Origin of the sequence: Achromobacter sp. JUb104 (assembly GCF_024806975.1) — a bacterium.
Classification (GTDB): domain Bacteria; phylum Pseudomonadota; class Gammaproteobacteria; order Burkholderiales; family Burkholderiaceae_B; genus Achromobacter; species Achromobacter spanius.
On the sequence record NZ_JANUEY010000001.1, the window covers coordinates 1279214 to 1302960 of the forward strand.

Sequence of the window (23747 nt, forward strand, 5' to 3'; positions counted from 1 at the left end):
CCGGCATCTAAGGGGCCAATGCCGCGTCCGACGACCCAGCCCCCAACGCCTTGTACAAGGCAATGCCTCCTTGCAATTGCGCCAACTGGCTGATGGCCAACGCATCGCGTGCCTGGTTCAGGCTGCGCTGCGCCACCAGCACCGGCAGGTAAGCGCTCAACCCGCGCGCGTAGAGTTGGCGGGTCTGTTCCAGGGCTTGTTGGCTGGCGGCCGCGGCCTTCTGCAACGCGGCTTGTCGTTGGCGTTGGCTGGTCCATGCGGTCAAGGCGTCTTCCACGTCGCGCAGCGCCAAACGTACGTCCCGTTCGTAGACGCGCCGCACGGCGTCGGCGTTGGCCTGTGCCGCGGTCACGCCTGCGCGCGCGCGGCCGGCGTCGTAGAGCGACTGGCTGCCCTGCGCGGCCGCCGACCACGCCAGGCTGGCGCCTGAGAACAGGTCGTGGATGACGCTGGCGGTGGTGCCCAGCCCCAAGGGAATACGGAATGTGGGAAAGCGTGCGGCCTGCGCCACGCCGATTTGCGCGGTGGCGGCGGCCAGGCGTCGTTCGTCGGCGCGCAGGTCGGGGCGTTGGCGAATGACGTCCGACGGCAGTGACAGAGGCAGGTCGGCTGGCATGGGCAAAGCCGGCGCGGAAGTTGAGAGGTCGGCATGCCAGTCCCCGGGAAACCCGCCCGCCAGCACACCGATGGCATGGCTGAAACGGGCGATTTCCGCGTCCAGCAAGGGCGGCTGCGCCTCGGCGGTTTCGCGCTCGGCGCGTGCCAGGGTGACGTCGGCCAGCGTGCCCAGGCCACTGCGGTGCGCTTGTTCGGCCAAGCGCTCGGTTTCGGCCAGCGTACGAATGTTGTCTTGTGCGATGGCCAGGCGCAGTTGCGCGGCACGCAGCCCGGCGTAATCGGCCACCAGTTCGGCGACCAGACTTACTTGCAGCGCACGATGGTCCTCGGCCAACGCCTGGATGCCGGCATCGGCGGCCTCGACCGCGCGGCGCGTGCCGCCGAACAGGTCCAGCTCCCAACTCGCATCCAAGCCCAGATGCCAGGCTCGCGCCTGTCCGCCAGGCTGCGAGCTGAGTGCCTTGCTGCCGCGTGTTGCTTCGCCGGCGGCTCCGGCCGAGACCTCGGGCAAGGCGGCCGAGGCGATTTGCACGCGCTCGGCGCGTGCCTGGCGCAGGCGTGCCAAGGCGATGTCCAGATCCTGATTGTGCGCCAGGGTCTGTTCGACCAGGCGGTCCAGCAAGGGATCCTGGAAGGTGCGCCACCACGTACGCAGGCCATCGTGGTCGCCATCGGACATGGCGGCGTCGGCATCAATCCAGTGCGCGGGCACATCCAGCGTCGGCGTGCGGTAGTCCGGCCCCACGGTGGTGCAGCCGGTCAGGAATGCCAACAGGGAAGGAAGCAGCGCCTGCCGAAGGCGCGACTGGGTGCGAGGGATAGGTACATGCATGGCCTTGTCCTCACATCCAGCGGTGTAGCAGCGAGATCAGCCGGCCCTGGGGCACCGGCGCGCCTGGCGAGGGCGTGACCTCGATGCTGCCGGTCATGCCGGCCGCCAGCAGGACGTCATGCGGGACATGCTCGAATTCGACGCGCACCGGGATGCGCTGCGCCAGCCGCACCCAACTGAAGCTGGGCTCCACGCTTGGCAGGCCTTGCGCGTCGGCCTGCTGGTTGCTGTCGGTAATGCCTCGCCCGATGCTGGCCACCCGCCCCGGCAACACCTGGTCGTACCCCATCAGGCGGATCCGCGCCGCCGCGCCGGGCTGGATGCCGCGCAGTTTGGTTTCCTCGAAGTAGCCGGTGATCCAGAAGCTGTGGGCGTCGATCAGGGCGATGTTGGGCTGGCCCGTCACGGCGTAGTCGCCCTTGTTCAATCGCAGGCGCGTGACGTAGCCATCGGTTGGCGCACGCAGTTCAGTGCGTGCGAGATCCAGCTTCGCCCTGTCCACGGCGACCTGTGCACTGCTTAGGTCGGCCCGGGCGATGGCGGCCGCCTGGTTCGCCCGCTGGATGTCTTCGGCCGGCACCAGGCTTTCCATGCCCCGGCGCCGCCGCGCCTCGTCGGTTTTCTGGCGCAAGGACACCTCGGCGGATGCCAACTGTGCTTCGGCCTGGGCCAACGCCAGCGCGAAGCTGGCATTGTCGATGCGATAGAGCAGGTCACCTTGTTTGACGTATTGATCGTCCATGACCGAGACCTCGACGACGGTGCCTGACACCTCGGGAGCGATACGCACAATCTGCGCGCTGACACGGCCATCGCGGGTCCAGGGGGCGACGACGTAGGCGCGCCACAGCGCGCTGACCAGAAACCCGGCAGCAACGACCACCGCCAGGGTGAGGCCTGCGCGCAGCAGGAGCTTGGCGGGAAATGAACGTTCAGACATAAAGCACCAACAGGGAAACAAGACAAAGGGAAATGGCGAACTCGAACAGGCCCGGATGCCAAACCCAGCGCAGCACCCCGCAACGCACCAACACGAAGCGAAGGCCCATATAGATAGGCAGCGCCAGGCAGGCGTACACAAGGAACGGTGGCAGGTAGATGCCGGCCAAAGAAAATTCACTGAGCATGGGTGTGGCCTTCAGAGGAATACGGAACGTCGTTCGCATGGCGTTCCAGCAGCGCGGCGATGTCGAGCAGCACGACCGCCACGCGCCGCACCTCATCCATCGTGGCGTTGGACCGCACCGGCAAACGCGCCAAGGAGGTCGCTGCGCGGCGGGCATGGCGTGCGGCCCGCGCGGGATCATCGGCCCGCTGGCGCAGATGGCGCAGCGTGCGCGCCACCACGCGCGGCCATTCGGCGTCCTGGCGCGCCTGGCGCAGCCAGCGTCGCAGGCGCAGGATTTCCCGCCCCAGATGCAGGCTGGTCAGCGCCTGGGCGATGGCGCGATCCATCGCCTGCGGCTGCGTCCTGAGCAAGGCGCCAAGTTGCGCGATGCGGTGTTGCTGGCGCCATTGCCAGGCCGCTGCATCGGGCGGCTCGTTGCGCAAGGTGGCCAGCGCCGCGTCGCGGATGCGCTGGCGCAAGCGCGTGACGTCGCGCGCCCCGTTGCGCGGCAGCACGATCTTGAAGCCCAGCAGCGTGAAACATGTCGCCAGGATCCAGGCCACCGCGCCATTGAGGAACAGTGCAAAGTCGTAGCGCATGGGGTTGTCCGCCGCCGCCAGGGTCGTGAACGCCACCAGATAGGCCACGCCCGCCAGCGCATAGCGCGGCATCGTGGTGGCATACACGCCAGGCAGCCAGAACAGGCTCAGGGTCACCAGCAGCAGCGGCAGGCGCGAGACGTGCGGCAGCACGATGAAAGTGCACAGAAAGGCCATCGCCACGGCGGCCACCGTGCCCTTGATGAATTCGGCCGCACCCAGCGCGGGATTGGGCGCAGTGGACAGCAGGGCGCATGCCGCCGCCAAGCCCGCCAGCATCATGTTGCCTTCCGTCCAGCCGGTGGCGATCCAGAAGGCGCCTCCCATCAACACAGTGAGCAGGGCGCGCACTCCATTCTGGAAAGCCGCCACCGTGTCGCGGTGAAATGGCACGGACACGCGCGCCGGCGTTGGTGTGGCTTGGTGGAAGCGCTTGATACCTTCGATGGCTTGCAGGTAATCATCCAGTTGCTCGATCAAGCGATCGCCTGCGATCATCAAGGCGGCTTGCTCGGAGGCATCGTCCAGCGAGGTCGCGGACAGGATCGCCACCAGCCGGGCGCGCAGGGCGTTCAGTCGCTCGATGGCTCGCGTCGTTGAGGTCGGGCCGTGTCCGGTCGGGCCGCTTTCCTGCGCCAGCGCCTGCGCGACCTCCCGCCATGCTTCCTCCCAGTCCGGCTGCAACGCACTCAGCGCAGCGAGACCGGCGCTGTGTTCGCGCAGGGGCGGCGCGCCGCCCACCAAGGCCGAAAACAGCGACACCATCGTGTGCCGCACCGTGCCGGCACGATGGGCCAGATCAGCGGACTCGGCCTTGCCCAGCGCCAGCAGATCGTCCACGCCATACACCTCGGTGATGAGCGAGCGTCGTCCGGCATCCAGGGGCTTGGCGCCCGGCTCCGCGCTGCCATGAATAGCCTGGTGATGCGTCGCCAACACGCCCGCCGTCGCGGCCGCAAGGCGGTCGAGCAGTATGGCCAGGCGGCTATGTACGCTGCGGCTGCTGAACACGGCCGACACCAGCGCCAGACAAACCACGCCGATCAGCACGGACGCGCCACGCCCCATCACCTGATCGAAGGTGCGTTCGGGATGCTGCATGGCGCCGTAGGCCGCCAAGCCCACGGTATAGCCCGCCAGCGTGGCGCCATAGGCCCGGAAATGACGCAGCAGCGTCATGCCCACCACGCACACCCCCAGCCATACGCCAAACCCGAACAGAAAGAGCCAGGGCATTTGGCCGAAGGCGCTCATCAGCACGAAGGCCGCCAGCATCCCGACCAGCGTGCCCAGCACCCGCCACACCCCTTTGCCGATCACGCCGCCCTGGACAGGGTTGATGACGAGCAGCACGCTGGAAGCCGCCGCGTAGGGCGCATGCAGTTCCAGCAGATAGGCCACCACCAAGGCCAGGCAAGCGGCCAGGATAGAACGCATTACGTAGGTTGCGCGTGGCGCCGTCAGATCAAGATAAGGCAGTCCACGCGCCAAGCCCTCCCGAAACCGGGAAAGGCGTGGAGAGACGCCCGAATTTGGTTCAGGCACGTTCGCCGAATGCACGTTGCAACCCTTCTACAGAGATCAATACGCATCACTGTAGGTAGGGTTAATCATTCCGAAAAGTGAATTTATTGCACTCCAACGATTGCGTGAGACGCACGCATTGGGGCAAGCACCTTCCTATGGCTTGGCGCGCTTGGCTGCCTGTGCCTGGCTCTCGTTGGAAAGCGTATGGATGGTTTTCCGCAGCCATTGATGGGCCGGATCACCCTCCAGGCGCGGATGCCAGGCCTGTGTCAGCAGCACCGTTTCCAGCGGCGTCGGCAGGTCGAACACGCGAATGCGCAGGCCCGCGGACAGCGCGGCGCTAGCCAGATGCCGGGGCAGGGGCAGCAGCAGATCCGAATCCTGCAATGCGAACAGCGCCGTGTACGGATTGGGCACCACCAGGGCGACGTGCCGGCGCAGGCCCTGCGCTTCCAGCGCGTCATCCAGCGGCCCGGCGGCCTTGCCACGCCGCGACACGTTGATGTGCTCCCAGCGCGTAAGGCGTTCGGGCGTGATCTCGTCGTCGAAAATCGGATGGTTGGCGCGCGCGACACCCACGAACGTCGTGGTGAACAGGGACTGCACACGAATCTCGGGCCCCAGCTTGCGCGACGCGCTGATGAACAGGTCGATGCGGCCATTGCGCAGCGCCTCTTCGTCCACGTCGTCTTCCTCCGGCGAAAAGCGCAGCATCGCCCGTGGCATGTCCCGCGCCATCGCATCCAGAAGATGGCCCAGATGGATACTCACAAACTCATCGGTGGCGCGCACGTTGAAACGCCGATCCAGCGATTTCAGGTCGATCTCGGCATCGGAAGCGAACACCTGCGAGGCCTGTTCGACCGCTGCCCGCACCTGTTCGCGCAGTGCCAACGCTTTGGGTGTAGGCATGAGCTTGCGGCCGACCTGGACGAACACGGGATCGCCCAGCGCCTCCCGGATGCGGCTCAAGGTGCGGCTCATCGCCGGCGCACTCAAGTGCATGCGGCGCGCGGCGCCGATAACGCTGCCCTCGTCGAGCAGTGCATCCAACGCCAGAAGAAGATTGAGATCGGGACGTGGCACGACTGCCCTCTGTTGATTTACTTTTGTGCAATCATAGTTTGTATTAAATAACGAACAAAGCATCTACCCAACGCTCGCCGTCAATTCAAGCTGGACGGATAATTGGCGCCACCACGGCATCCATCCTGCGACACGCGAGATGGCCCACAAAGGAATCCGCTTTGATGAACACTGAAACCAACCCTATCGCTGTAGTGGGTCCTGGTGCGATCGGCACCACAGTTGCGGCGATGCTGCATAAGGTCGGCCGCACGCCATTGCTGTGTGGACGGACTCCCCGCGATCACCTGACGCTGCTAGAGGGCGGCGTCTCTACGACCGTCCCCGGTCCGGTTAAGACGATCCCAACGCAGATTACTCGAACGGCTGATCTTGTCTTCCTTGCCGTCAAGACCACGCAGATCGAGGCGGCAGCCGAATGGCTCGCCGTGCTGGTCGGCCCAGAGACAGTCGTGTGCGTCTTGCAGAACGGGCTCGAGCAGTTAGAGAAGGTTGGACCGCGCGCCCCACGCGGACGAATCGTTCCCGCTGTCGTGTGGTTTCCGGCACAGGCGCAATCCGATGGCTCGGTACGCCTGCGCGGCGACGTGCGCCTGACGCTGCCTGATACGTCTGCTTCCCGCGTCGTGGCCGAAGCGCTGCAAGGCACGCAGTGCTACGTGGACTTGGCCGAAAACTTCAGCGCTCTCGCCTGGCGCAAGCTGATGCAGAACGCCGTGGCGGGACTCATGGTGCTCACGTCTCGTCGCTCGGGCATGTTCGGCCGTCCTGACATCGCCGGGCTGGCGCTGGCCTACCTGCGGGAATGCTTGGCCGTGGCACGCGCAGAGGGCATTGAACTTGGCGACGAAGTGCCGCAAGAGATTCTCGACAAATTCCAGTCGGCACCCGCAGACATGGGCACGTCCATCCTCGCGGATCGGGAAGCTGGCCGGCCACTGGAATGGGATATTCGCAACGGCATCATCGCGCGTCGCGGCCGGGCGCATGGCGTTCCGACGCCGATCAGCGACATCTTGGTGCCGCTTCTTGCGGCTGCGAGCGACGGTCCGGGCTGACCGACGAGATAAGGTGTCAGACTGCAATTCCGCTGCGAAATTGCAGTCTGGCACTATTGTTAGTTCAGGGAATCAGCCCGGCCTTCTGTAGCCGCCACTTCGGAATTTGATAGTCGTATGTGGCGGCTTCCAGCGTTTCGAACTGCCTGAACCAAGGCGCAATGTGCTGGTCGATATCGTCCGGCAGCGTGGCCAGCCAAGCGGGTAGTTCCTCGGGTTCGCACAGCGCCACCGGCGCGCCGCTGGCAAACGTGTCTTCCGGAACCAGACCCTGGTCAGGTACGAGATACGCACGTCGATAGAGCCGACCCTTGTCCCAGACTTCGCTGGGCACGTAGACGGGCCATTCGCCTTTATGCGGTACGGAAACGTAGACGCCGATCGAGACCAGTTGCCGGTTCTCGAACGAGTCCTTGTAGCGGTTGAGTACCAGGCCCTGTTCCACCTCGTTAATCGTGCGCCACAGGCAACGCTTGCGCTTGCGCCAACCGGCGAACGCGGGGTGAGGGCGCACGAGGTCCATGAAACCGTCTTCGATCGGTTGGAAGTTGATGGGCATGATGGGGGGCAGAGGGGGGAGTTGGGATATCAGGCTTGGCGCGATTTAAAGTGCTACCACTTGCCCGGTTGGTGACAGATAGCGAGGTTGATATGACTCAGTATGAACGATGGAGCATCGTCCTTACAGCGATAGGGCATGTGCTGGTTCTAGCGGGCATCCTATATGCGGCTCGCCAGTGGTCGCTTACGCGGAAGGCATTCGAAAGAGACAGGCACAGGGACACAACGAGGTATATAGCAGAGATTCGCCATCGAGTCGTGGATCTGGAAATGCAGATATTGACCAGCGGAGTGACCCCAGAGACCTTCGAGTCCAGGGTTGATTCAAGCAAGCCGGTCGTGAACCTTCTTAATGCCATCGAAGAGCTTGCCTTCGAAATCGAGTGCGGTCATTACGGCCCCATGCTTGCAGACTATGGCCGCGTACACGCCGCCCGCACCTACGCGCAGTGGAAGCCCGTGATCTATGACTATCGTCAAAGAACCGGGTCTACCGATATCTGGAGCCGACTTGAATTGCTGGCAACGCAGTAGAGGCCTGGTTTTGCGATATCCCGGTCGGACTCGATTGTTGGGCACGGGTCAGCGCGTGATCGTTATTCGAAGTTGCCAAGCGCCCTGCGCGCCGGCTCGATGGGCTGCACCGGCGAGGCACTGCTTATCTCCTTGGCGCCATACATAATTTTGAGTACGTAGGAAACAGCTCAACCACCTACGATCTTCCGTGAGGAACGCTTCCTCTCGATCGGCTTTCTGTTCAGTGAAGCCGCAGCCGCCACCACGGAGATAGACATGAGCGACAAGCATTGCGGCGAGGATATTGACGAGCGCGTTACAGCCAATGGAGAACTGGTCGTTGAACGTGAGCTTGCCCCAGCGAGCTACAAAATGTGGGACGTTCAATTTCCCACATGGGAACCCAATTCCCTGCATTGGGTCGCTCCGTCAAACATCATTATCTACAGCGATGGAAACTGGTTCCTGTACGCGCAATCAATTTCCAATCAACGAAGAACAGGCGGATTCTTGGACACGGGTGACGACCGGACCTGGCTTGTGGCAACTGAATTCTTGAATGCCCAAGGGTCTGTGGTCCATGCGCAGGAGTACGTTCTGCGTAGCTTGGGCTACAAACACAGCGAAGACAATGTTAAATCGTCGGGCAACGATTCACGATTGGCGGCAGTCGTAGCGCAAATCGTCGCGGCAAACTTCACTAGAACGATTCGCGTGTAGTCGCGTGATCCCGAGAGAACTCCCTTAACGCCATCAGCACCGGCATCAAGCCCATGCCTGCATGGGTCAGCCGGTATTCAACGCGCGGCGGCTGCACGTTGAAGTCCTCGCGCTTCACCAGCCCATCGGCTTCCAATTCCCGCAAATGCTGCGTCAGCATCTTCTGCGAGATGTCGGGGATGTCGCGTAGCAACTGCGAACTGCGCAGCGATGGTTCGGCGAATAGACGGAACAAAATCGGCAGCTTCCATCGGCCGCTAATCATGCGCAGCACGCGGGAAACATGGGCTACCGATCCATCCGCACCCAGGCAGGCGTCTCGCTGCTCTTCGTCCATAGGCACCTTTAAGTGCGTAATTGCCTGACTCATTCAACTGTCCTTAAATGTGGCGCTGGCGATAGTCATGGGAAATTATGCGATGGATTTGCAGTTGGACGGCAAAGTTGCCCTGGTCACAGGCAGCAGCAAAGGAATCGGCCAGGGCATTGCCCAAGCATTGGCCCAAGAAGGCGCCATCGTCGTCCTGCACGGCCGCAACAAAGCCAAGGCCGAGGAAGCGGCCAACGACATCGTCGCCCAGGGCGGACGCGCTTACGTCGTGGTCGGTGACCTGACGAACGAAGACGACGTGCAACGCCTGATAGACCAGGCACAGTCCTTCGTAAAGCCCGTACAGATCGTCGTCAACAACGCCGGCGGGTCGGGGCCATCAGAGGACTGGACCACAACCCGGCCTGAAAACTGGGCGCTAGGGTATGACAAGAATGTGCTCGCGGCGGTCAGGGTTACGACACGCCTGCTGCCCGGCATGCGCGAATTGCAATGGGGCCGCGTCGTTAACATCTCCAGCCTGGCCGCGCTGATGCCGCCTGCCAAACGCCCCGACTACGCGGCCGCCAAAGCCGCCATGATCGCCATGACGGCGTCGTTGGCGAAGTCAGTTGCCAAGGATGGAATCACCGCCAACTGCGTGTCGCCCGGAACGATACGCAGCGCCAGCTTGGAAGAGGCTTTTCGTGCGGCGGCGGCTACCCGGGGATTGGCGATGGATGCGCCATGGAGCGACATCGAGAAGACCGCGCTGCCCATGTTCGCCGACGTGCCGATGGGGCGCGTCGGCACACTGGAAGAGATTGCGGATGCCGTGTCGTTTCTGGTCAGCCCCAGGGCTGGCTATATCACGGGGGCGAACATCAGGCTGGATGGCGGGATGTGGCCGGGGCTGTAGTGCGGGGCTGTAACGCGGGGCAGGGGGGGCGCCGTTGCGGGCGGTCAGGACGGGATGTGGCTGGCTGCATGGTGCAGGGACCGGTCCATTTCTGTACCGGTGCTGGTTGAGCGGGCTTGATCCAACATTGCTTCGGTCAGCGTGCCAACGTAGTCGCACATGCTTTGCACCCCGCCCATTAATGCGGCGATGGTCCATGGGTCCAGGGGTTTGCTGCCGGTCGCGTCAGGTTCGAATGCGCTGTTGCCGACCAAGCGCGCGATGGCGTCGATGGCGTGGCGGGTGCGGTCGATGTGGTGGAGGTGCGCCAAGGGGACGAGGCCGAGTTCAGGGTCGGTGTCGCTGGACCAGGGGTTTTGGGTGAGGGGGTGGTGGGGCATGGGTGCCTCCTATAGTGGCGACGAACCCCGCGTGTATAGGCGCGAGGACGAGGAAATGCCGCCTGAGTGGCGGACGGCCTCTATAGCTTTTCGGCTTCCAAACCGAACTACCGGGGGTGGGGTAGCGGGGGGAGTATAGGGGAAGGGGGCGATGGCGTGAGGGTCGGCTTTCGACCCATTCCGGCGGTCTGGGTGTGTGGGCTCATACGCCTCGTCTTAGGTGTGGCACAGTCGCCGCAGTGCAGATGTGCATTAACCCATCAGCTCAGGTTGCGCCCTATGGCTGTGGCTATAGCCGCTTAATTAAGCTCTTGCCCCATGACATGCAGAACTCGATGGAATAAGGACGCAACCGATTTGCTGCATGGAGATCCGGTTTCACGGGGGTTTCCTCGATGAAAGGAATCCCAATTTCACTAGCGAAAATGGTGCTTACGACCCAAAGGTGGCGCTAATGCGGGCCGACGGCAGGCGCTCTGAATCTCCGTCCATACGTGAAAACCCGCTCGTTCGCACCGCCGGTCATGGGTAAAGTGAGGTAACGTGACTTCAGCCAGCACTCGGCCGGCTGTTACACAGCAATGCTGCTGTCATGAAATCAAGTAAAAGGTTATTCGCCCACTGTAATTTTCAAGCCACAAAGGAGAGGATTCATGGCACTTAAACCAGGACCAAAGCCGATAGCACAATCAACTGGAAAACCGGATCAGCGCCGCCGCGATAACAAAACTACACCAGGGAATACACCATCCCTCAAACCTAGCAAATCTAGCAATCCCCCCAAAAGTAAATGATAGGGGGCGCTCGTTAATTTGCCGATCTAACCCGGCAGTCGATCGGATCTGCACGAAATAGCGCGCAGGCCGATCATTTCTAAATTGGATGACGGTTCTTGGCCGATGATCCGTCCGGCTGCTCTTGGCCGGGAGCTGTCCTTGACGACCGGCCGCACCCGACCCATTGCGGTCGTTCGCAGGACCTCGGTCAACGCCTGCAGTGCAGTTGGCCGCCGGCTGCGGGCGCTGTCCCGACGGCAGCCGTGGCCCGCAAGGTGACACGCGTTCCCTCGTCACTTCAACTAGGGATCTGCTAGCACTGCTTAATACGACCAAATTGGTTGGAGTCAGGCCAGCATGACGGCTCATCTTTTCGAAGCCCGTGCGCCAGGCAACAAGTCCCAACCGCGCACGGGCCGTGACATGCCCGAAAGCGAGCCGCATATCGTGATAGCCGCGCGCGGCATCCCTAGGGTAGCACTGGTCAATGGCCCTCGATGGACGAAGGCTAGGTGACCGTGCCCATCCCAACTTTTACGCCTTACGCCTGTCCTTCGTTCTGCAGGCGCTCCTGACCTGGCTTGAGGATGAGGCCATAGTCCCCGCGCAGTTCGCGATCGACCAGATGGAATTTCTCTAGCCCCAACCTCTGCCAATGCTCCTTGCCAATGTGCTCTAGCAGGATGATCTGAAAGCCTCCATGCTGGTCCATTTCAGTTACGAACTGGTTGAGCTCCTGCAGGACCTTATCCATGCTGCGCACATCCGTGCTGGGTTCACGCGCCGTCGAGAAATAAGGCGTGCTGATCTGATCGAGTACGAGAAAGGAAGGAATCCAGGGGATCTTGCGTGTCTTGGCGATCTCATGGATTGCAAGGAAGTAGGAAACATGCAAATACAGATAATTAGATGCGCTACCCACATCCGGCATTCTTTCGATGTTGCTTCCATCGGGTGAATGCACATGGATCAGCATTTCCTTTTCGCTCAGCATGGCTAAAAAATCGGGGTACCCCTTCAGCGGCAGATTGACCAGCCGCTTGTTTATCAGTTTGTTCAGCTCCAGCTTGGCCAAGTCTGTTCTTGCTTCGTTCATGTTGACAATTCTTTCCAGACCCGCGATTTCATCGTCATAGTCGATGGGTGCAGCTTGGGTAGCGTTTGCATCACTCTGCGCAAAAACTTCCAGTTTTGTCTCCAGCCGTCCAAGGTAACGGTAGTATTCGTTCGGGCTGTACCGGACAGGGTTCTCCTTCAAGGAGGTCAGTTCATTCTGTAATTCCAGAATACGTTGTTCATTCTGTGCGTGAATGGTTTTGACCTCGTCGATAAAGGGAAAGCTCTTTCGCCCCTTGATCACAGCCTTGATTTCTGTCAGCTCTCGCTGCAGTCGGGCAATAACTTCATTGGCGAGGGGAGTCGGGAAGATGTCATCAGCACTTGTGTTGAACTGTTGAACTGGTTTGAGGGCATCTTCGGTGTCCTTCAAGGCGCTCGCATAGGCCGGCCGTTCATCGATGAAGGCCTGTAGGCGTTGATTCCTGGCCTTGAGTTTGAAAATCTGGCCTTCGACGCGCTCGACTTCCCATTGATGCTGGGTTGGTGTGACGGGGGCAGTTAGTAGATCGCGAAGTACCGAGAATTGGTCATCGTAGTCTTCTGGAATTTGCCGGATGACACCTAGGGAGTGGGCTTGCCTCGAAAGCTCACTCACCTCATCGGAAAAGGCATGCGCCGTCCTGGATAGCGACTCGATCTTGCGCTCTTGGCGCGCCTTTTTTCGTTCGACTTCTGCCAGCCGATTTCTGGCGATGGCGGTGTCGACCGTCTCCGCGCCAATCGCCATGCGAAATGTTCGTGCAATCCCCTCCTGTACTCGCAAATCTGTTTGTCGAACGTAAAGATAGTCGGGCGCGACGATAGCGGCCTGATCCTGGTAGCTGAAGTTCACAAAATTCCGGAATGTAACTTTGGAATTTGCTTGGATCATGCGCCCGCCATAAGGCATGCGAAGTTCGGGATCAATGCCAAAAGCGGACGTAAGTGTTTTTTTCAGGTTGTCAATCCGTGCGTTTAGATGTGGCTTCTCCGGGATAACACCATTGGGATCAAAATATGCAAACTCCGTTTCTTCATAGCTTTCAGAAGGCCGTGCGATCACCAGATCGTTCCCATTCACCGAGAGTTTTATCCCATACCAATCAACTTTTGAATCGATGTTGGTTTTGGATATACCCTTGGTCTGGCTTGCCAAGAGGCAGTAGTCGATGATGTAGAGTATGGACGACTTGCCCTGTCCTGGATCACCTGTTATGACGTTCACCCGGTTGTGTTTGAAGTCCAGATGCCGCCGAATGCCATTGCGTTGCCAGAGGATGACGCTCGAGATTTGTATGTTGCTCACAATGCGATCCTGAATGTTTGGTAGAGATCTGCGCCGTCCTCCTGGAGAATATGGCCGAGTTTAGGACCGCACTCCAGTATGTCTACGGCGATCTTGCCAATTTCTGTACTGTCTCTAGAGAAGATACACTTCCTTAGGATCAGTGCATCATCATCGAGTTTTGCAAGTCCCAATTCTTGTGCCAGTACGATTGAGTTCAACGACGTAATGGTGAGGTCTTCGAACCGTCCGCGTACAGTGGAAAATCCCACGGGATTTGACATGAGCAAATCCCGGCTGCCGAGGACAACGCTTCTCCTGTTTTTCAGCACCGAGCGCGTCGCTTTGTCAAAAATCAATGGCAGTATCAGCATGATTTTGCCAAGACTCAGGCGACCTCCTTCGGCGTGCTCCAGCGCGCTTTGGATTCCAACGACACCCAGTAGTTCATTTTGAGAAAGACGATTCATTGATCGAACTTGTTTAGCCAATCTTTGCGCCAGCCGATGCGCGGTTGGTTAGAGAGCTTCATGTATTTTCCGCAACTCAAGTTGGTCGGCAGCCTCACACTCTCGGCCGTCAGGTCAGTCTGTATTGTTTTTTCGTAGCAGCCCAAGGAGACCGCCTTATGTGATTCGTCATCGCCGTCGCCATAGTTTTTTCCACGGTGCGCTTGATTGTGCAAAAGCTTCCATTTTGATACTGCCTCGTTTTCCAGGCTCTTGTTTTGGGTAGAGGTAAACGTCCCCGCCAACCGTAGGTCTTCCATGAAGCGCTCAGATAGCATCATCTCGACTCCGCGATCAATTATTTCCTCGTTGCCCACGCCAATGTCTTCGAGTTGGGCCCTAAATCGGCTGTCATTGAAGGAAAGCGTGTCGTCGCGTTGGAAGTCGTAGTAAATATCCACGAATCTCGCGAAATCGGCGGTTTCAGCGCGGGAGGTGCTGACGATTCGGTCGAAACCCATGGTCTTATGGAAGTCGTCGAATCCGATGACGACCTTCTGGCCCTGAACAATGATCGAAAACTTCGACTCTTTGAACGCTCCGATGACATGTTGCCTGGCGTCAATCAAGCAAGAGGTGGGAATCGCGACTTCTCGAAGTCGATCTGCTATGCGCTGCAGCACGGAGGTGTTGTCGGAATGGAATTCAAAGTTTTCGAATAGATGCTTAAGCGCCTCGTCCGTAGCCATCGCCACAATGCGGACATGCTTGGCTATCGGATTAGCAGCGTCACCCGGTTTTTTTGCAGTCTCCGCAGCGTCAACTGCCTTATGTGTATCCCGGACGCTCTGGAGGATGGCCTGAAGATTTTTCCTCGGTGCCTTCAGCAGACTCACGAAGGGCTGGTCGTTCGGGGTCTTGTTCGTGTATAGCTGCAGGGTCAGCTTTCGATGACTGGGCAGGCCGGGAATGATGCTCAGCCAGTTGGCCAACGTCTTCCAAAGGTCAATATCGCGGTCGGTTACGTTGCCGGGGTCGACCGAGTGCTTGACCTGAATCAGGACGAGGTCCTCGATGTCGCCATCTTCGGTTGCTGTCGCCACATGGATGTCATCGAATTTTTCGAGGCCCAAGGTTTGTACGGGGCTGAGGCGGATAAGCTTTTCGACGAATACCAGGTCCTGGAATTCAAAACCTAGAGCGCTCTTGTCCGCTGCGACCTTGTCTGAATGGTTCATGCCATTTCATTGTCTGAGGTTATGTGCCGCGGCTATCCATATAGGCTCCGCGGTCCAGGATGGTGGGCCTAACTTCTTTAAAAGGAAGTACAAGGCTTATAGTATCCAAATGTACGTGACTACGCTCAATTGCTTCCAATGACCGCTTGCATTGGTTGTTAACTTTCACCCCACAGTTGCGAAAGTTGCCCACCAGCCTCAAACAGCCGGCCAAGCGAGCACCGCGGCTGGCCGTTTCTGGCCGATTACCGTCGTAGCTGAAGTTCGATTGGATAGCCGAAGGCAAGCTCAGAGTGCTTATCAGAGGCGAGTATCCACTTGCCCAAGTCACAAGGGCCCCGGCAAAGATGGCAAGCCGTTCCACCGTAGGCAAGCTGCTACTGCACATGGCTTGAAACTGAAATTGCTTCAGCGCGTGGGCGCATGAGTCAGATGTGGGCTGGTTTCAGCAACCGGGGAAATCCGGGTGAGTCCAGCCTGACACCATTGTTTCGCATCCGACTATCACCATGGCGCGAATTGCCGTGTATTCGACATTCCCGCCAACGCGACATTGGCCTATTCTGCGCTCGCCCAGAACCGTCTTCGAGTGCCGTCATGACCGCGCAGACCGATTCCCGCAGCCGTGACGTCCAGACCGAGCGCCTGCTGACCGCCCCAATTTTGCCTGTGATGTTGTCGCTTGCCGGCCCGACACTGCTGGTGATGCTCAGCCAAACCTTTGTCGGACTGATGGAGGTGTGGTTTCTCGCCCAGCTTGGTGAAGACGTGCTCGCTGGTGTGTCGGTTGTGTTTCCACTGCTGGCGTTGACGACGGCGCTTGCGACCGGCGCGGTGGGAGGGGGAATGCTTGGCGCGGTTGCGCGGGCGCTGGGGCGCAACGACCGCGTGCAAGCCAACGCGCTGGTTTGGCATGCTGTCGACATTGCGGTGGCGTTTGGGCTTGTCACGGCAGGGCTCGTCTTGGCTTTTGGCACCGTGGCGTTCAGTGCCATGGGGGCTAGCGGCGAAGCGCTTCGGCACGCCGACCACTATGCCGCCGTCGTCTTTGGCGGGGCACCGCTGATTTGGCTGTTCAATGCACTGCTGGCGGTCATTCGGGGCAGTGGCAATGTACGCTTGCCGATGCGGGTGGTGTGCGGCGGTGGCGTCATCCTGATACCGGTATCGTGGCTGCTGATCTTTGGCGCGGCAGGCTTTCGGGGGCTGGGCGTGACAGGCGGCGCGCTGGCAATGGTTTTGTATTACGCCGTTGGTAGCCTGGTTTTCGCAATATATCTTTGGCGTGGCCAAGGGGTGCTGCAGCCTGCTGCCAGACCGGTGCGGCTGCAACGTCGGCTATTTGCCGACTTTCTCAAGGTCGGCGGCGTGTCGGCCCTTATCGCGACAAGTACCAATCTCACCATCGCCATCGTCACCGGCTACGTTGGGGCGTACGGTCTGGCGGCCGTGGCCGGATACGGCGCGGCTGCGCGATTGGAATTCTTGTTGGTGCCGCTCAGTTTCGGCATCGGCGGGCCTGCCGCGATCCTGATCGGCACCAACGCGGCTGCGGGCAGGATCGATCGCGCACGCCGCGCTGCGTTGATCGCAGCCTGTCTGGGGTTCGCCGTTGCCGAGGCTATTGGGTTGGTGGTTGCGATATGGCCCGAGTTATGGCTGGGTGCGTTTTTGACGGACCCTGAAAGTGTGGCGACGGGAAGCGTTTACTTGCGCCATGTTGGCCCCTTTTTTGGCTTCTTTGGGCTTGGATTCACCCAGTACTGTGCCGCGCAGGGCACCGGCAAGATGGCGGTCCCGTTGGCGGGCGCCTTGGCGCGCACGGTGGTGGCGTTGGGTGGGGGGCTGATCGCCACCACGCAGACCGGGCTGTTCGTCAGCGTGGGCCTGGGTATGGCGGCTTTTGGGGCGGCGGGGCTTTATGCGCTGCTGCGCGATTGCCGGAAACAGGAGTAAAGCAGGGTGGGTGCCGACGTCAAAATGGCGCAACAAAGTGGGCCTATTTTTGGCAACAACGTGGATGCCGTTCCCCGTGCCGGATTAATCTGTTCTTCCATTGCCTGAAAAGGAAGCATGATGCGGCACGTTGGTTTAATCCTGGAAGATGGCTTCCAGCTGATGGGTTTGGCGGCGCTCTCTGCCTTTGAGCTCGCCAATACCGAGCTGGGCGATAAGGGCTATCGGCTGACGGTGCTCTCTGAAAAAGGCGGCACGGTCAGGTCGTCCATGAACGCAGGTATCGAAACGACGCCGCTAGGTGTCATACCCGATACGCTGATGGTTGCCGGCCAATTGGCGCCCCAGAATATTTCGCCCGGGCTGCGTGCGTATCTCGCCCGCGCGGGGGAACAAGCCCGCCGGGTGGCTGGGGTATGCACAGGCGCTTTTGTGCTGGCGCACGCCGGTCTGCTTGACGGCCGTACCGCCACCACGCACTGGGCGCATGCGCCGGCGCTTCGGGCGCGCTTTCCGAAGGTCAGGGTCGAAGAGGACCGCATTTTCGTCCGTGACGGCAACATCTGGACGTCGGCGGGAATGTCATCGGCCATCGACCTGACGCTTGCGCTGATCGAGGACGACCATGGGGCTGCGCTTTCCCGGGCACTGGCTCGTAGGCTTGTCGTCTACCATCGTCGCCACGGCGGGCAATCGCAATTTTCGGCGATGCTAGCGCTGGAGCCTCGCTCTGACCGGGTAAAGCGCGCGCTGGCCTACGCCCGAGAGAACCTGCGCAATCCCTTGTCTGTCGAAGAGCTTGCCGAAGCTGCCAGCCTGTCACCGCGTCAGTTCAGCCGGGTATTTCGCGAAGAAACCGGGCGGTCTCCGGCCAAGGCCGTGGAAATGCTGCGCTTGGAGGCTGCGCGCGTCATGTTGGAAGACGGCCGTCACCCTTTGGAAATCGTGGCGCGTGACACGGGTTTTGCCGACCGTGACCGAATGCGGCGCGCCTTCCTGCGCAATCTTGGCCAGCCCCCGGCCAGCGTGAAGCGGAGCCTGGTGTCGATGCAAGACCGCGACGCCGCCTGACCGGCCAGCGGCGGCCTGCTTATCACCCGTGTCCGATTTTGCCGGATCTATGGCATTTGAGACTTCACCCGACCCGCGCATAGTACGTCCATCGAAGGCGCCATCCAGGCGCAACACAAGGACAAATCATGCAGATGACGGGCAACACAATCTTTATCACGGGCGGCACCTCGGGCATTGGCCGCGCGCTTGCCGAACAGTTTCATTCCCTGGGTAACAAGGTCATCATCGCCGGGCGCCGTCAGGCCCTGCTGGATGAAGTGGCGGCGGCCCATCCGGGGATCGAGGGCGTCGCCCTGGACATTTCGGATGCGGCCGACATCGACCGCGTTGCCGCGCAACTGATCCGCGACTACCCGACGCTGAACGTACTGATCAACAATGCGGGGATCATGCCGTTCGACGACCCCTCGGGCCGGATCGATGATGCCGTGTCGCGCCAGATTCTCGACACGAACCTGCTTGGCCCGATCCGGCTGACCTCTGCGCTGATCGAACATCTGAAGGCGCAGCCGCGCGCGACGATCATTCACAACACCTCGGTTCTGGCCTACGTGCCTATTGCCACCAATGCCGTCTATTCCGCTTCGAAGGCGGCGCTGCACTCGTATGCCTTGTCGCAACGCTTCATGCTCAAAGGCACCAGCGTGTCCGTCCAGGAAATCGCGCCGCCGTGGGTCGACACCGACCTGATCAAAAAGAGCGGTGACCCTCGCGCCATGCCGCTGGATGCCTTCATCGCCGAAACGATGAAGGGGCTGGCAACCGACGCACCGGAAGTGTTTGTTGAGGCGATTCGTGCCCTGCGCGACAACCCCGGCGTTGGTGAACATGCGCTGATTGACGGTTTCAACACTGAAATCGCCGCCAATCCCATCCCCGTCTAAGACGCCTGATAGGCGGGCTCGCGCCCGCACAGACTGCATTTGTAGGAGAGTTGCGTCATGACCGCAACGCTTGCCGACGATACGCGCACGGTGTTGCTGCCGGCGGGATTCCTGGCCTTGGGAACGTTCGCCATTGGCACAGAAGGCTTCATGATCGCGCCCTTGCTGCCGGTCATGGCGAAGGATTTTGCGCTGCCCGTGCCCACCATCGCGCTGTTGGTGATCGTGTTCACGCTGGTGCTGGCATTGTCGTCGCCGGTGACCACCGTGGCCACCGGCCGCATGGCGCGCAAGCAGGTGCTGCTGATTGCGATGGCCCTGTTCGCCATTGGCAACGTCGTGGCCGCGCTGTCTTCGTCCTTCACCGTGCTGATCGCCGCGCGCGTGCTGATGGCCATTGCGGCGGGGCTATATGTGCCCGCCGCCAATGGCCTGGCCGGCGTCATCGTCCCACCCACGATGCGGGGGCGTGCGCTTGCCATTGTCAGCGGGGGGCAGACATTGGCCATCGCACTGGGCCTGCCGCTTGGCGGACTGATCGGCCACGCCTTCGGCTGGCGGGCAACCTTTCTGCTGGTCGGCGCGATGAGCCTGGTGGCCATTGCAGGCATTTTGACTGGCATCGACCGTGACGCGGGGCAGGGCATCGCGGTGGCCAGTTTGCGCGAACGTGTCTCGGTGGTGGCGCAGCGTTCTGTGTTGCGCTTGCTGGCGGTCAGCCTGTTCTGGTCGATCGGCGCCTTTGCTGCGTACCCGTATATCGCCGAGTATCTGAGCGCCGTGTTGGCCTTTGGCCCATTGGAGATCACAGCGTCTGTCTCGCTCTGGGGGCTTTGTGCAGCGGCGGGGGTCATGACGGGTGGAGTCCTCAACGATCGCTTCGGGGCTGGCACGGTGGTGCGCGGGTCGCTCGTGCTGTTGGCGTTGTCGTTCCTGGCTTTGGCCGTTGCAACGGTGCTGCCACCGGGAGTTTCGTTGGGTCTGGTCATGATCGCCGTGGCTGTGTGGGGCTTCACGGTGTGGTCATTCTTTCCCGCGCAAATGGCACGGCTTATCGGCGCGGGCGTCCCCTCGCAAGCGCCCGTTGCGCTAGCGCTTAACACCTCGACGATGTATTTCGGATTTTCAATCGGCAGCGCCCTGGGGGCCACCGTGTTGGGCGCCGGAGCCATCTGGGCAATCGGCGTCGTGGCGGCCATGGCGGAACTGATCGCCTTGGGCCTGAACGCCGCCATTGCGCGTAGAACTTGAATTTCTCTGTATCGGCGGGTTCACCGCTGCCGGATTTCAGCAACACCACTTTGAAAGGAACCAAGAAAATGACTTCCCGTATCAACACGCCCGCCGCCGGCAGCGCCTCCGGCGAAACCGCCGACGTTTTCGCCGCTATCCGCAAAGCGGTGGGCATGGTCCCTAATGCCTATGCGGCCATTGGCGCCTTGAATACGCCCGCACTTAAGGCGATGCTGTCCGCCGACGCGGTGCTGGCGCAAGGCGTCCTGTCCGCGCAGGACCGCGAAACCATCAAGTTGGTGGTGAGCGCGATTGCCGGTTGTGACTACTGCGTCGCTGCACACAGCTTGGCGGGCAAGGCATCCGGCCTGCCCGTGGACACCGTGCGCGCCATCAGGGCGCTGCAGCCGACCGGCGATGCAAAGCGCGATGCGTTGATCCAGTTTGTCAGGCACCTTCAAGAAGGCCGAGGCACCCTCGATGCCGAGCAACTCACGGCCTTGCGCGCGGCGGGTTATCCGGACGAGGCCATCGCGGATATCGCATTGGCCATCGCCGTCATCACGTTTACGAACGTGTTCAATCGTGCGAATGACACGGTGGTGGACTTTCCAGAACTGAAGTGATGGGAGTGACGGGGGAAGGGGAGCAGTAAGGAGGGGCGGTCGAGTCGGGTCGATGACCGTTCCCGACCCGTTGCGGCCGTTCGTGATTTGCCTGCAGACGTCTGCTGTGCCGCGACTACAGCAATCGACGATTTGCAGCCGACTTCACGCTATTTGGCATAAACCAGTCGCTGGCGCACGTCGCCGACTGACGGCTTCGAAGACTGGTGTCAAGGGGTGCTGCGTTGGCGGCCCGCAGCTGCCGCCCCTAAACCACGGCATGTGGGCGGCTGGTGGAGCAAGGTACGTTCATAGTTTGCTGCTCAGCTCAGTGTCTTCGAGCATCGGACGTACCGTAAGCAGATTCAGCCTCACCCTTCGCACGGTCGCCTACCGAAAATCTGTAGGATGATGGATTTCTGACTACTACTTCCCAGCCTAAGATGAATACAACTTCATTAGTCCACCGGCTCGCGATCTACCTTGCAGCATACAAACACTATCTAGACTTCAAGATTCAAGCAGGGCTACTTGACGCTGCAGTTTTGGGCGAAGCGGTAGCGCTGGATCTCGCAAGGATCACGTGGGGGTACACCGACCTGGAAAACCTGAATCTGAAGCACAACTTTCCCGCAGTCGATCTGGGCACCAAGAGCGGCGACTGCGCCATTCAGGTGACGGTCACGTCGAGTTCTACCAAGATTTTCGAGACGCAAGAGAAGTTCTTCGAACACGGCATCATGAATACGTACGCTAAGTTGATCTTCGTCATTTTGGGGGAGAAACAGGCCAGCTACGACAGCCAGCGGATCGTTCGATCCCAAGGCGAATTCAAATTCGATCCCGAAAAGGACATCTACGATCTCAATGACTTGTACAACATTGTCGCCAAAAGCGGAGACGCGGCAAAGATCGAGCAGTTCGCTGATCGGATCGAGCAGGAGCTTTCGGACAAGATACGACCATTCTTGGCCGGCGTAGATAAGCCAGGTCAGAACCTGCGCCGCCTTTTCGAGGCTCACGACGTTTCGATCGCCAACGCCGTCGAGCCGCTGAAGAAGTTCGGGATCACTCGCAGCATCTTTTCCAACAACACAAGCCTCTCTGAAGCAGCCGACTTGCACGTTGTGTCCTACATTGCCGATCAGTTCAGCGTCGCCAGCGACTGGATCGACGGATCTTACGGCCACATATACAACGGGCGGCCGGGCTCGGTTCCGCAGGACTGGCGTAGGTCTCTTGAGAAGTCGTATCAAGTCATACGGGAAGCAATCAGCAATTCAGAGGAGCTGATTCTTCTCATCCCCAGTGAAGTCGGTCTCAATTCTCTAGACCGCGTGAAAGATGTCGCTGACGTGAAGTCAGCGGACTACCAACACTTCTTCCTCGCTGCGCGAAAGACGAACGACTTCGGGGAGTACCGGTATCGCATGGCGATCAGCGAGCCACTGAGCTACAAGGGCACAAGGGACGGGATATTCTTAATCTTCCTCGCCGCGGAGATCCATGAAGCAATAACGCAAAAGACCATCTACATCAATGTCGTTGGTATGCCAAGGGATGAACTATTGAGCTGCTACTCAGGTGATCGTTTTCTGGTCGACCTGATACGGCACGCACCCACGCTGGGGAACCAACGAGACTTTGTCCAGGCCGCGAACAATGGGTTCATGGCTCGAAGAATTGTTTCGCCGAGCACGGTCGGGGTCATGCAGCAGATGCTGACAGACTACGCTTTGAAACATCAGCTACCGGTGAACGCTGTCGTGCATCAGTAGCCGACATGATCGTGTATCGGTAACCGAGATGAAACAGAACAAGTATCAACAAGGAAAGCAGCGCTTCGTACCGGCGTGTTAACCGCCATCTTTGTTCTGCTTCAAAACGAAACGCCCCTCCGCTACGCTGCGCCGAACGACTGCTTCTGGCCGATTACCGTCATAGCAAATTGCAGCCTGACGCTAGTTCCGTAGGCTAACTGCGAGCACACCTCACCCCGACTTCCCACCTCTACGAAACTCCGCCGGCGTCACCCCCATTTCACGCCGAAACACTCGACTGAAAGCAGCCGTCGACTCATAGCCAACTTGGCTAGCCACGTTGGACAGTGCGTGATTTTCCTGAAGCAACCGGCTCGCGCAATGCATCCGCCATCCGGTCAGATAGTCCAGCGGTGATTGGCCGACCACGGCCTTGAATCTGGCCGCAAAACCAGAGCGCGACATGCCGGCCGCGCGCGCCAGCGACTCTACCGTCCAGTCCTGGGCCGGGGCGTCGTGCATCGCTTCCAATGCCAACGCCAGGTGGCGGTCGGCAAGAGCGCCCAACCACCCCTGAGTGGGGCCGCCCGGCTGCGCTGCGTACGCGCGTATCGCATGCACAAACAGCAACTCGAATAGTCTGCTGACTACGGCTTCGGAGCCCAGCCCTGGCGACTCGGTTTCCAGCGCCAGTATTTCCAGCACCGACTGAAAGGCCAGGCTGCGGTGCTGATCCAGTTTCAAATGCAAAAGCGACGGCAGCGTGCGAAGCAGGGGTCTGGCGTCGCGCTCGTTCAGATCGAACGACCCGCTGACGAAGGTGGTAATTGCGCCGCCGCCGCCGACTTGGATGTAGTTGCCGACACGCAATTTCTCGACTTCCACACAATCGATCTGGGCAGAGTCTTCGTGGTCGTACAGGCGGTAGGGCGTGTCGTCCAGCTTGATGAAGACATCGCCACTGCGCATCGAGATGGGATGCGGACTGTCAGGCGTGGTCAGAATTGCTGAGCCCCGCACCAGCAGCACAAAGTTCACGCCACGCTCACCGGGGGAGTTAAGCCCCCACGGCGCGCTGGCGTCCAAGCGCGTGAAGTTGGCCGTGCGCACGCGCGAGCCCATGAGGATATTGGCTAAAGGATCCATCGTTTCCAA

The 23747-nt window shown here is 60.4% G+C and carries 23 protein-coding genes; 11 read left to right on the forward strand and 12 right to left on the reverse strand.

Annotated features, from left to right (window positions below):
- Nucleotides 1-7: 7 nt before the first annotated feature.
- The 5 genes from M2361_RS05895 to M2361_RS05915 all read right to left on the reverse strand — a co-directional run bounded on the left by M2361_RS05895 (nucleotide 8) and on the right by M2361_RS05915 (nucleotide 5770).
- Complete coding sequence (locus M2361_RS05895; RefSeq protein WP_259246917.1) at nucleotides 8-1450, reverse strand: efflux transporter outer membrane subunit; 1443 nt, start codon at nucleotides 1448-1450, stop codon at nucleotides 8-10.
- 10 nt (nucleotides 1451-1460) lie between these two features.
- Entirely contained in the window at nucleotides 1461-2390 is a 930-nt protein-coding gene (locus M2361_RS05900; protein ID WP_127184390.1) for an HlyD family secretion protein, read from the reverse strand.
- Nucleotides 2383-2577, reverse strand: a complete 195-nt coding sequence (locus tag M2361_RS05905) for a DUF1656 domain-containing protein (RefSeq protein WP_050446448.1) — start codon at nucleotides 2575-2577, stop codon at nucleotides 2383-2385. Before M2361_RS05905 ends, M2361_RS05900 begins: the two co-directional genes overlap by 8 nt.
- Entirely contained in the window at nucleotides 2567-4594 is a 2028-nt protein-coding gene (locus M2361_RS05910; RefSeq protein ID WP_259246921.1) for an FUSC family protein, read from the reverse strand. The genes M2361_RS05905 and M2361_RS05910 overlap by 11 nt, the downstream gene beginning before the upstream one ends.
- 243 nt (nucleotides 4595-4837) lie before the next feature.
- A complete protein-coding gene (locus tag M2361_RS05915) occupies nucleotides 4838-5770 on the reverse strand; it encodes a LysR family transcriptional regulator (protein WP_259246922.1) in 933 nt (310 codons plus the stop codon).
- A gap of 164 nt (nucleotides 5771-5934) precedes the next feature.
- Here M2361_RS05915 and M2361_RS05920 point away from each other — a divergent pair, with 164 nt between their 5' ends.
- Nucleotides 5935-6828, forward strand: a complete 894-nt coding sequence (locus tag M2361_RS05920) for an oxidoreductase (protein ID WP_259246923.1) — start codon at nucleotides 5935-5937, stop codon at nucleotides 6826-6828.
- A 64-nt stretch (nucleotides 6829-6892) separates the two neighbouring features.
- Here M2361_RS05920 and M2361_RS05925 read toward each other — a convergent pair whose 3' ends face one another.
- Nucleotides 6893-7387, reverse strand: coding sequence for a hypothetical protein (locus M2361_RS05925; protein WP_259246925.1), 495 nt, complete (start codon nucleotides 7385-7387; stop codon nucleotides 6893-6895).
- Between the two features lie 341 nt (nucleotides 7388-7728).
- Here M2361_RS05925 and M2361_RS05930 point away from each other — a divergent pair, with 341 nt between their 5' ends.
- Together M2361_RS05930 and M2361_RS05935 are read left to right on the forward strand one after the other, a co-directional pair.
- Nucleotides 7729-7923 carry a hypothetical protein gene (locus M2361_RS05930; RefSeq protein ID WP_259246926.1) on the forward strand — a complete coding sequence of 65 codons (195 nt, stop codon included), beginning with the start codon at nucleotides 7729-7731 and terminating at the stop codon, nucleotides 7921-7923.
- Nucleotides 7924-8181: 258 nt separating this feature from the next.
- A complete protein-coding gene (locus M2361_RS05935) occupies nucleotides 8182-8625 on the forward strand; it encodes a hypothetical protein (protein ID WP_259246927.1) in 444 nt (147 codons plus the stop codon).
- Here the strand turns inward: M2361_RS05935 and M2361_RS05940 are convergent.
- The gene (locus M2361_RS05940) at nucleotides 8606-8995 is read right to left on the reverse strand and encodes a helix-turn-helix domain-containing protein (RefSeq protein ID WP_259246929.1); all 390 of its coding nucleotides are present in this window, start codon (nucleotides 8993-8995) and stop codon (nucleotides 8606-8608) included. The genes M2361_RS05935 and M2361_RS05940 overlap by 20 nt on opposite strands.
- Nucleotides 8996-9029: 34 nt before the next feature.
- Here M2361_RS05940 and M2361_RS05945 point away from each other — a divergent pair, with 34 nt between their 5' ends.
- Nucleotides 9030-9854, forward strand: coding sequence for an SDR family NAD(P)-dependent oxidoreductase (locus tag M2361_RS05945; RefSeq protein WP_259246930.1), 825 nt, complete (start codon nucleotides 9030-9032; stop codon nucleotides 9852-9854).
- Nucleotides 9855-9898: 44 nt separating this feature from the next.
- On the opposite strand, the gene M2361_RS05950 is transcribed toward M2361_RS05945, so the two are convergent.
- The 4 genes from M2361_RS05950 to M2361_RS05965 form a co-directional block, all read right to left on the reverse strand.
- Nucleotides 9899-10234: a hypothetical protein gene (locus M2361_RS05950; RefSeq protein ID WP_259246931.1), complete on the reverse strand. Its 336-nt coding sequence runs from the start codon at nucleotides 10232-10234 to the stop codon at nucleotides 9899-9901.
- A gap of 1317 nt (nucleotides 10235-11551) precedes the next feature.
- The gene (locus M2361_RS05955; RefSeq protein ID WP_259246933.1) at nucleotides 11552-13414 is read right to left on the reverse strand and encodes a DUF3732 domain-containing protein; all 1863 of its coding nucleotides are present in this window, start codon (nucleotides 13412-13414) and stop codon (nucleotides 11552-11554) included.
- Nucleotides 13411-13863, reverse strand: coding sequence for a three component ABC system middle component (locus M2361_RS05960; protein WP_259246934.1), 453 nt, complete (start codon nucleotides 13861-13863; stop codon nucleotides 13411-13413). The genes M2361_RS05955 and M2361_RS05960 overlap by 4 nt, the downstream gene beginning before the upstream one ends.
- Entirely contained in the window at nucleotides 13860-15080 is a 1221-nt protein-coding gene (locus tag M2361_RS05965; protein WP_259246935.1) for a hypothetical protein, read from the reverse strand. Before M2361_RS05965 ends, M2361_RS05960 begins: the two co-directional genes overlap by 4 nt.
- 272 nt (nucleotides 15081-15352) lie before the next feature.
- Here M2361_RS05965 and M2361_RS05970 point away from each other — a divergent pair, with 272 nt between their 5' ends.
- The 7 genes from M2361_RS05970 to M2361_RS06000 all read left to right on the forward strand — a co-directional run bounded on the left by M2361_RS05970 (nucleotide 15353) and on the right by M2361_RS06000 (nucleotide 22610).
- Entirely contained in the window at nucleotides 15353-15475 is a 123-nt protein-coding gene (locus tag M2361_RS05970; protein WP_259249244.1) for a zinc-binding dehydrogenase, read from the forward strand.
- A 202-nt stretch (nucleotides 15476-15677) separates the two neighbouring features.
- The gene (locus M2361_RS05975; protein ID WP_259246936.1) at nucleotides 15678-17036 is read left to right on the forward strand and encodes an MATE family efflux transporter; all 1359 of its coding nucleotides are present in this window, start codon (nucleotides 15678-15680) and stop codon (nucleotides 17034-17036) included.
- Nucleotides 17037-17156: 120 nt separating this feature from the next.
- Entirely contained in the window at nucleotides 17157-18107 is a 951-nt protein-coding gene (locus tag M2361_RS05980; protein ID WP_259249245.1) for a GlxA family transcriptional regulator, read from the forward strand.
- Nucleotides 18108-18235: 128 nt separating this feature from the next.
- Nucleotides 18236-18994 (forward strand): SDR family oxidoreductase, encoded by a 759-nt coding sequence (locus M2361_RS05985; protein ID WP_259246941.1) that lies wholly within the window; start codon nucleotides 18236-18238, stop codon nucleotides 18992-18994.
- Nucleotides 18995-19051: 57 nt separating this feature from the next.
- Nucleotides 19052-20245: an MFS transporter gene (locus M2361_RS05990; protein ID WP_259246943.1), complete on the forward strand. Its 1194-nt coding sequence runs from the start codon at nucleotides 19052-19054 to the stop codon at nucleotides 20243-20245.
- Nucleotides 20246-20313: 68 nt separating this feature from the next.
- The gene (locus M2361_RS05995; protein WP_259246950.1) at nucleotides 20314-20853 is read left to right on the forward strand and encodes a carboxymuconolactone decarboxylase family protein; all 540 of its coding nucleotides are present in this window, start codon (nucleotides 20314-20316) and stop codon (nucleotides 20851-20853) included.
- Between the two features lie 422 nt (nucleotides 20854-21275).
- The gene (locus M2361_RS06000) at nucleotides 21276-22610 is read left to right on the forward strand and encodes an SMEK domain-containing protein (RefSeq protein WP_259246952.1); all 1335 of its coding nucleotides are present in this window, start codon (nucleotides 21276-21278) and stop codon (nucleotides 22608-22610) included.
- Between the two features lie 213 nt (nucleotides 22611-22823).
- Here the strand turns inward: M2361_RS06000 and M2361_RS06005 are convergent, their stop codons facing one another.
- Nucleotides 22824-23738: an AraC family transcriptional regulator gene (locus M2361_RS06005; RefSeq protein ID WP_259249246.1), complete on the reverse strand. Its 915-nt coding sequence runs from the start codon at nucleotides 23736-23738 to the stop codon at nucleotides 22824-22826.
- Nucleotides 23739-23747 lie beyond the last annotated feature (9 nt).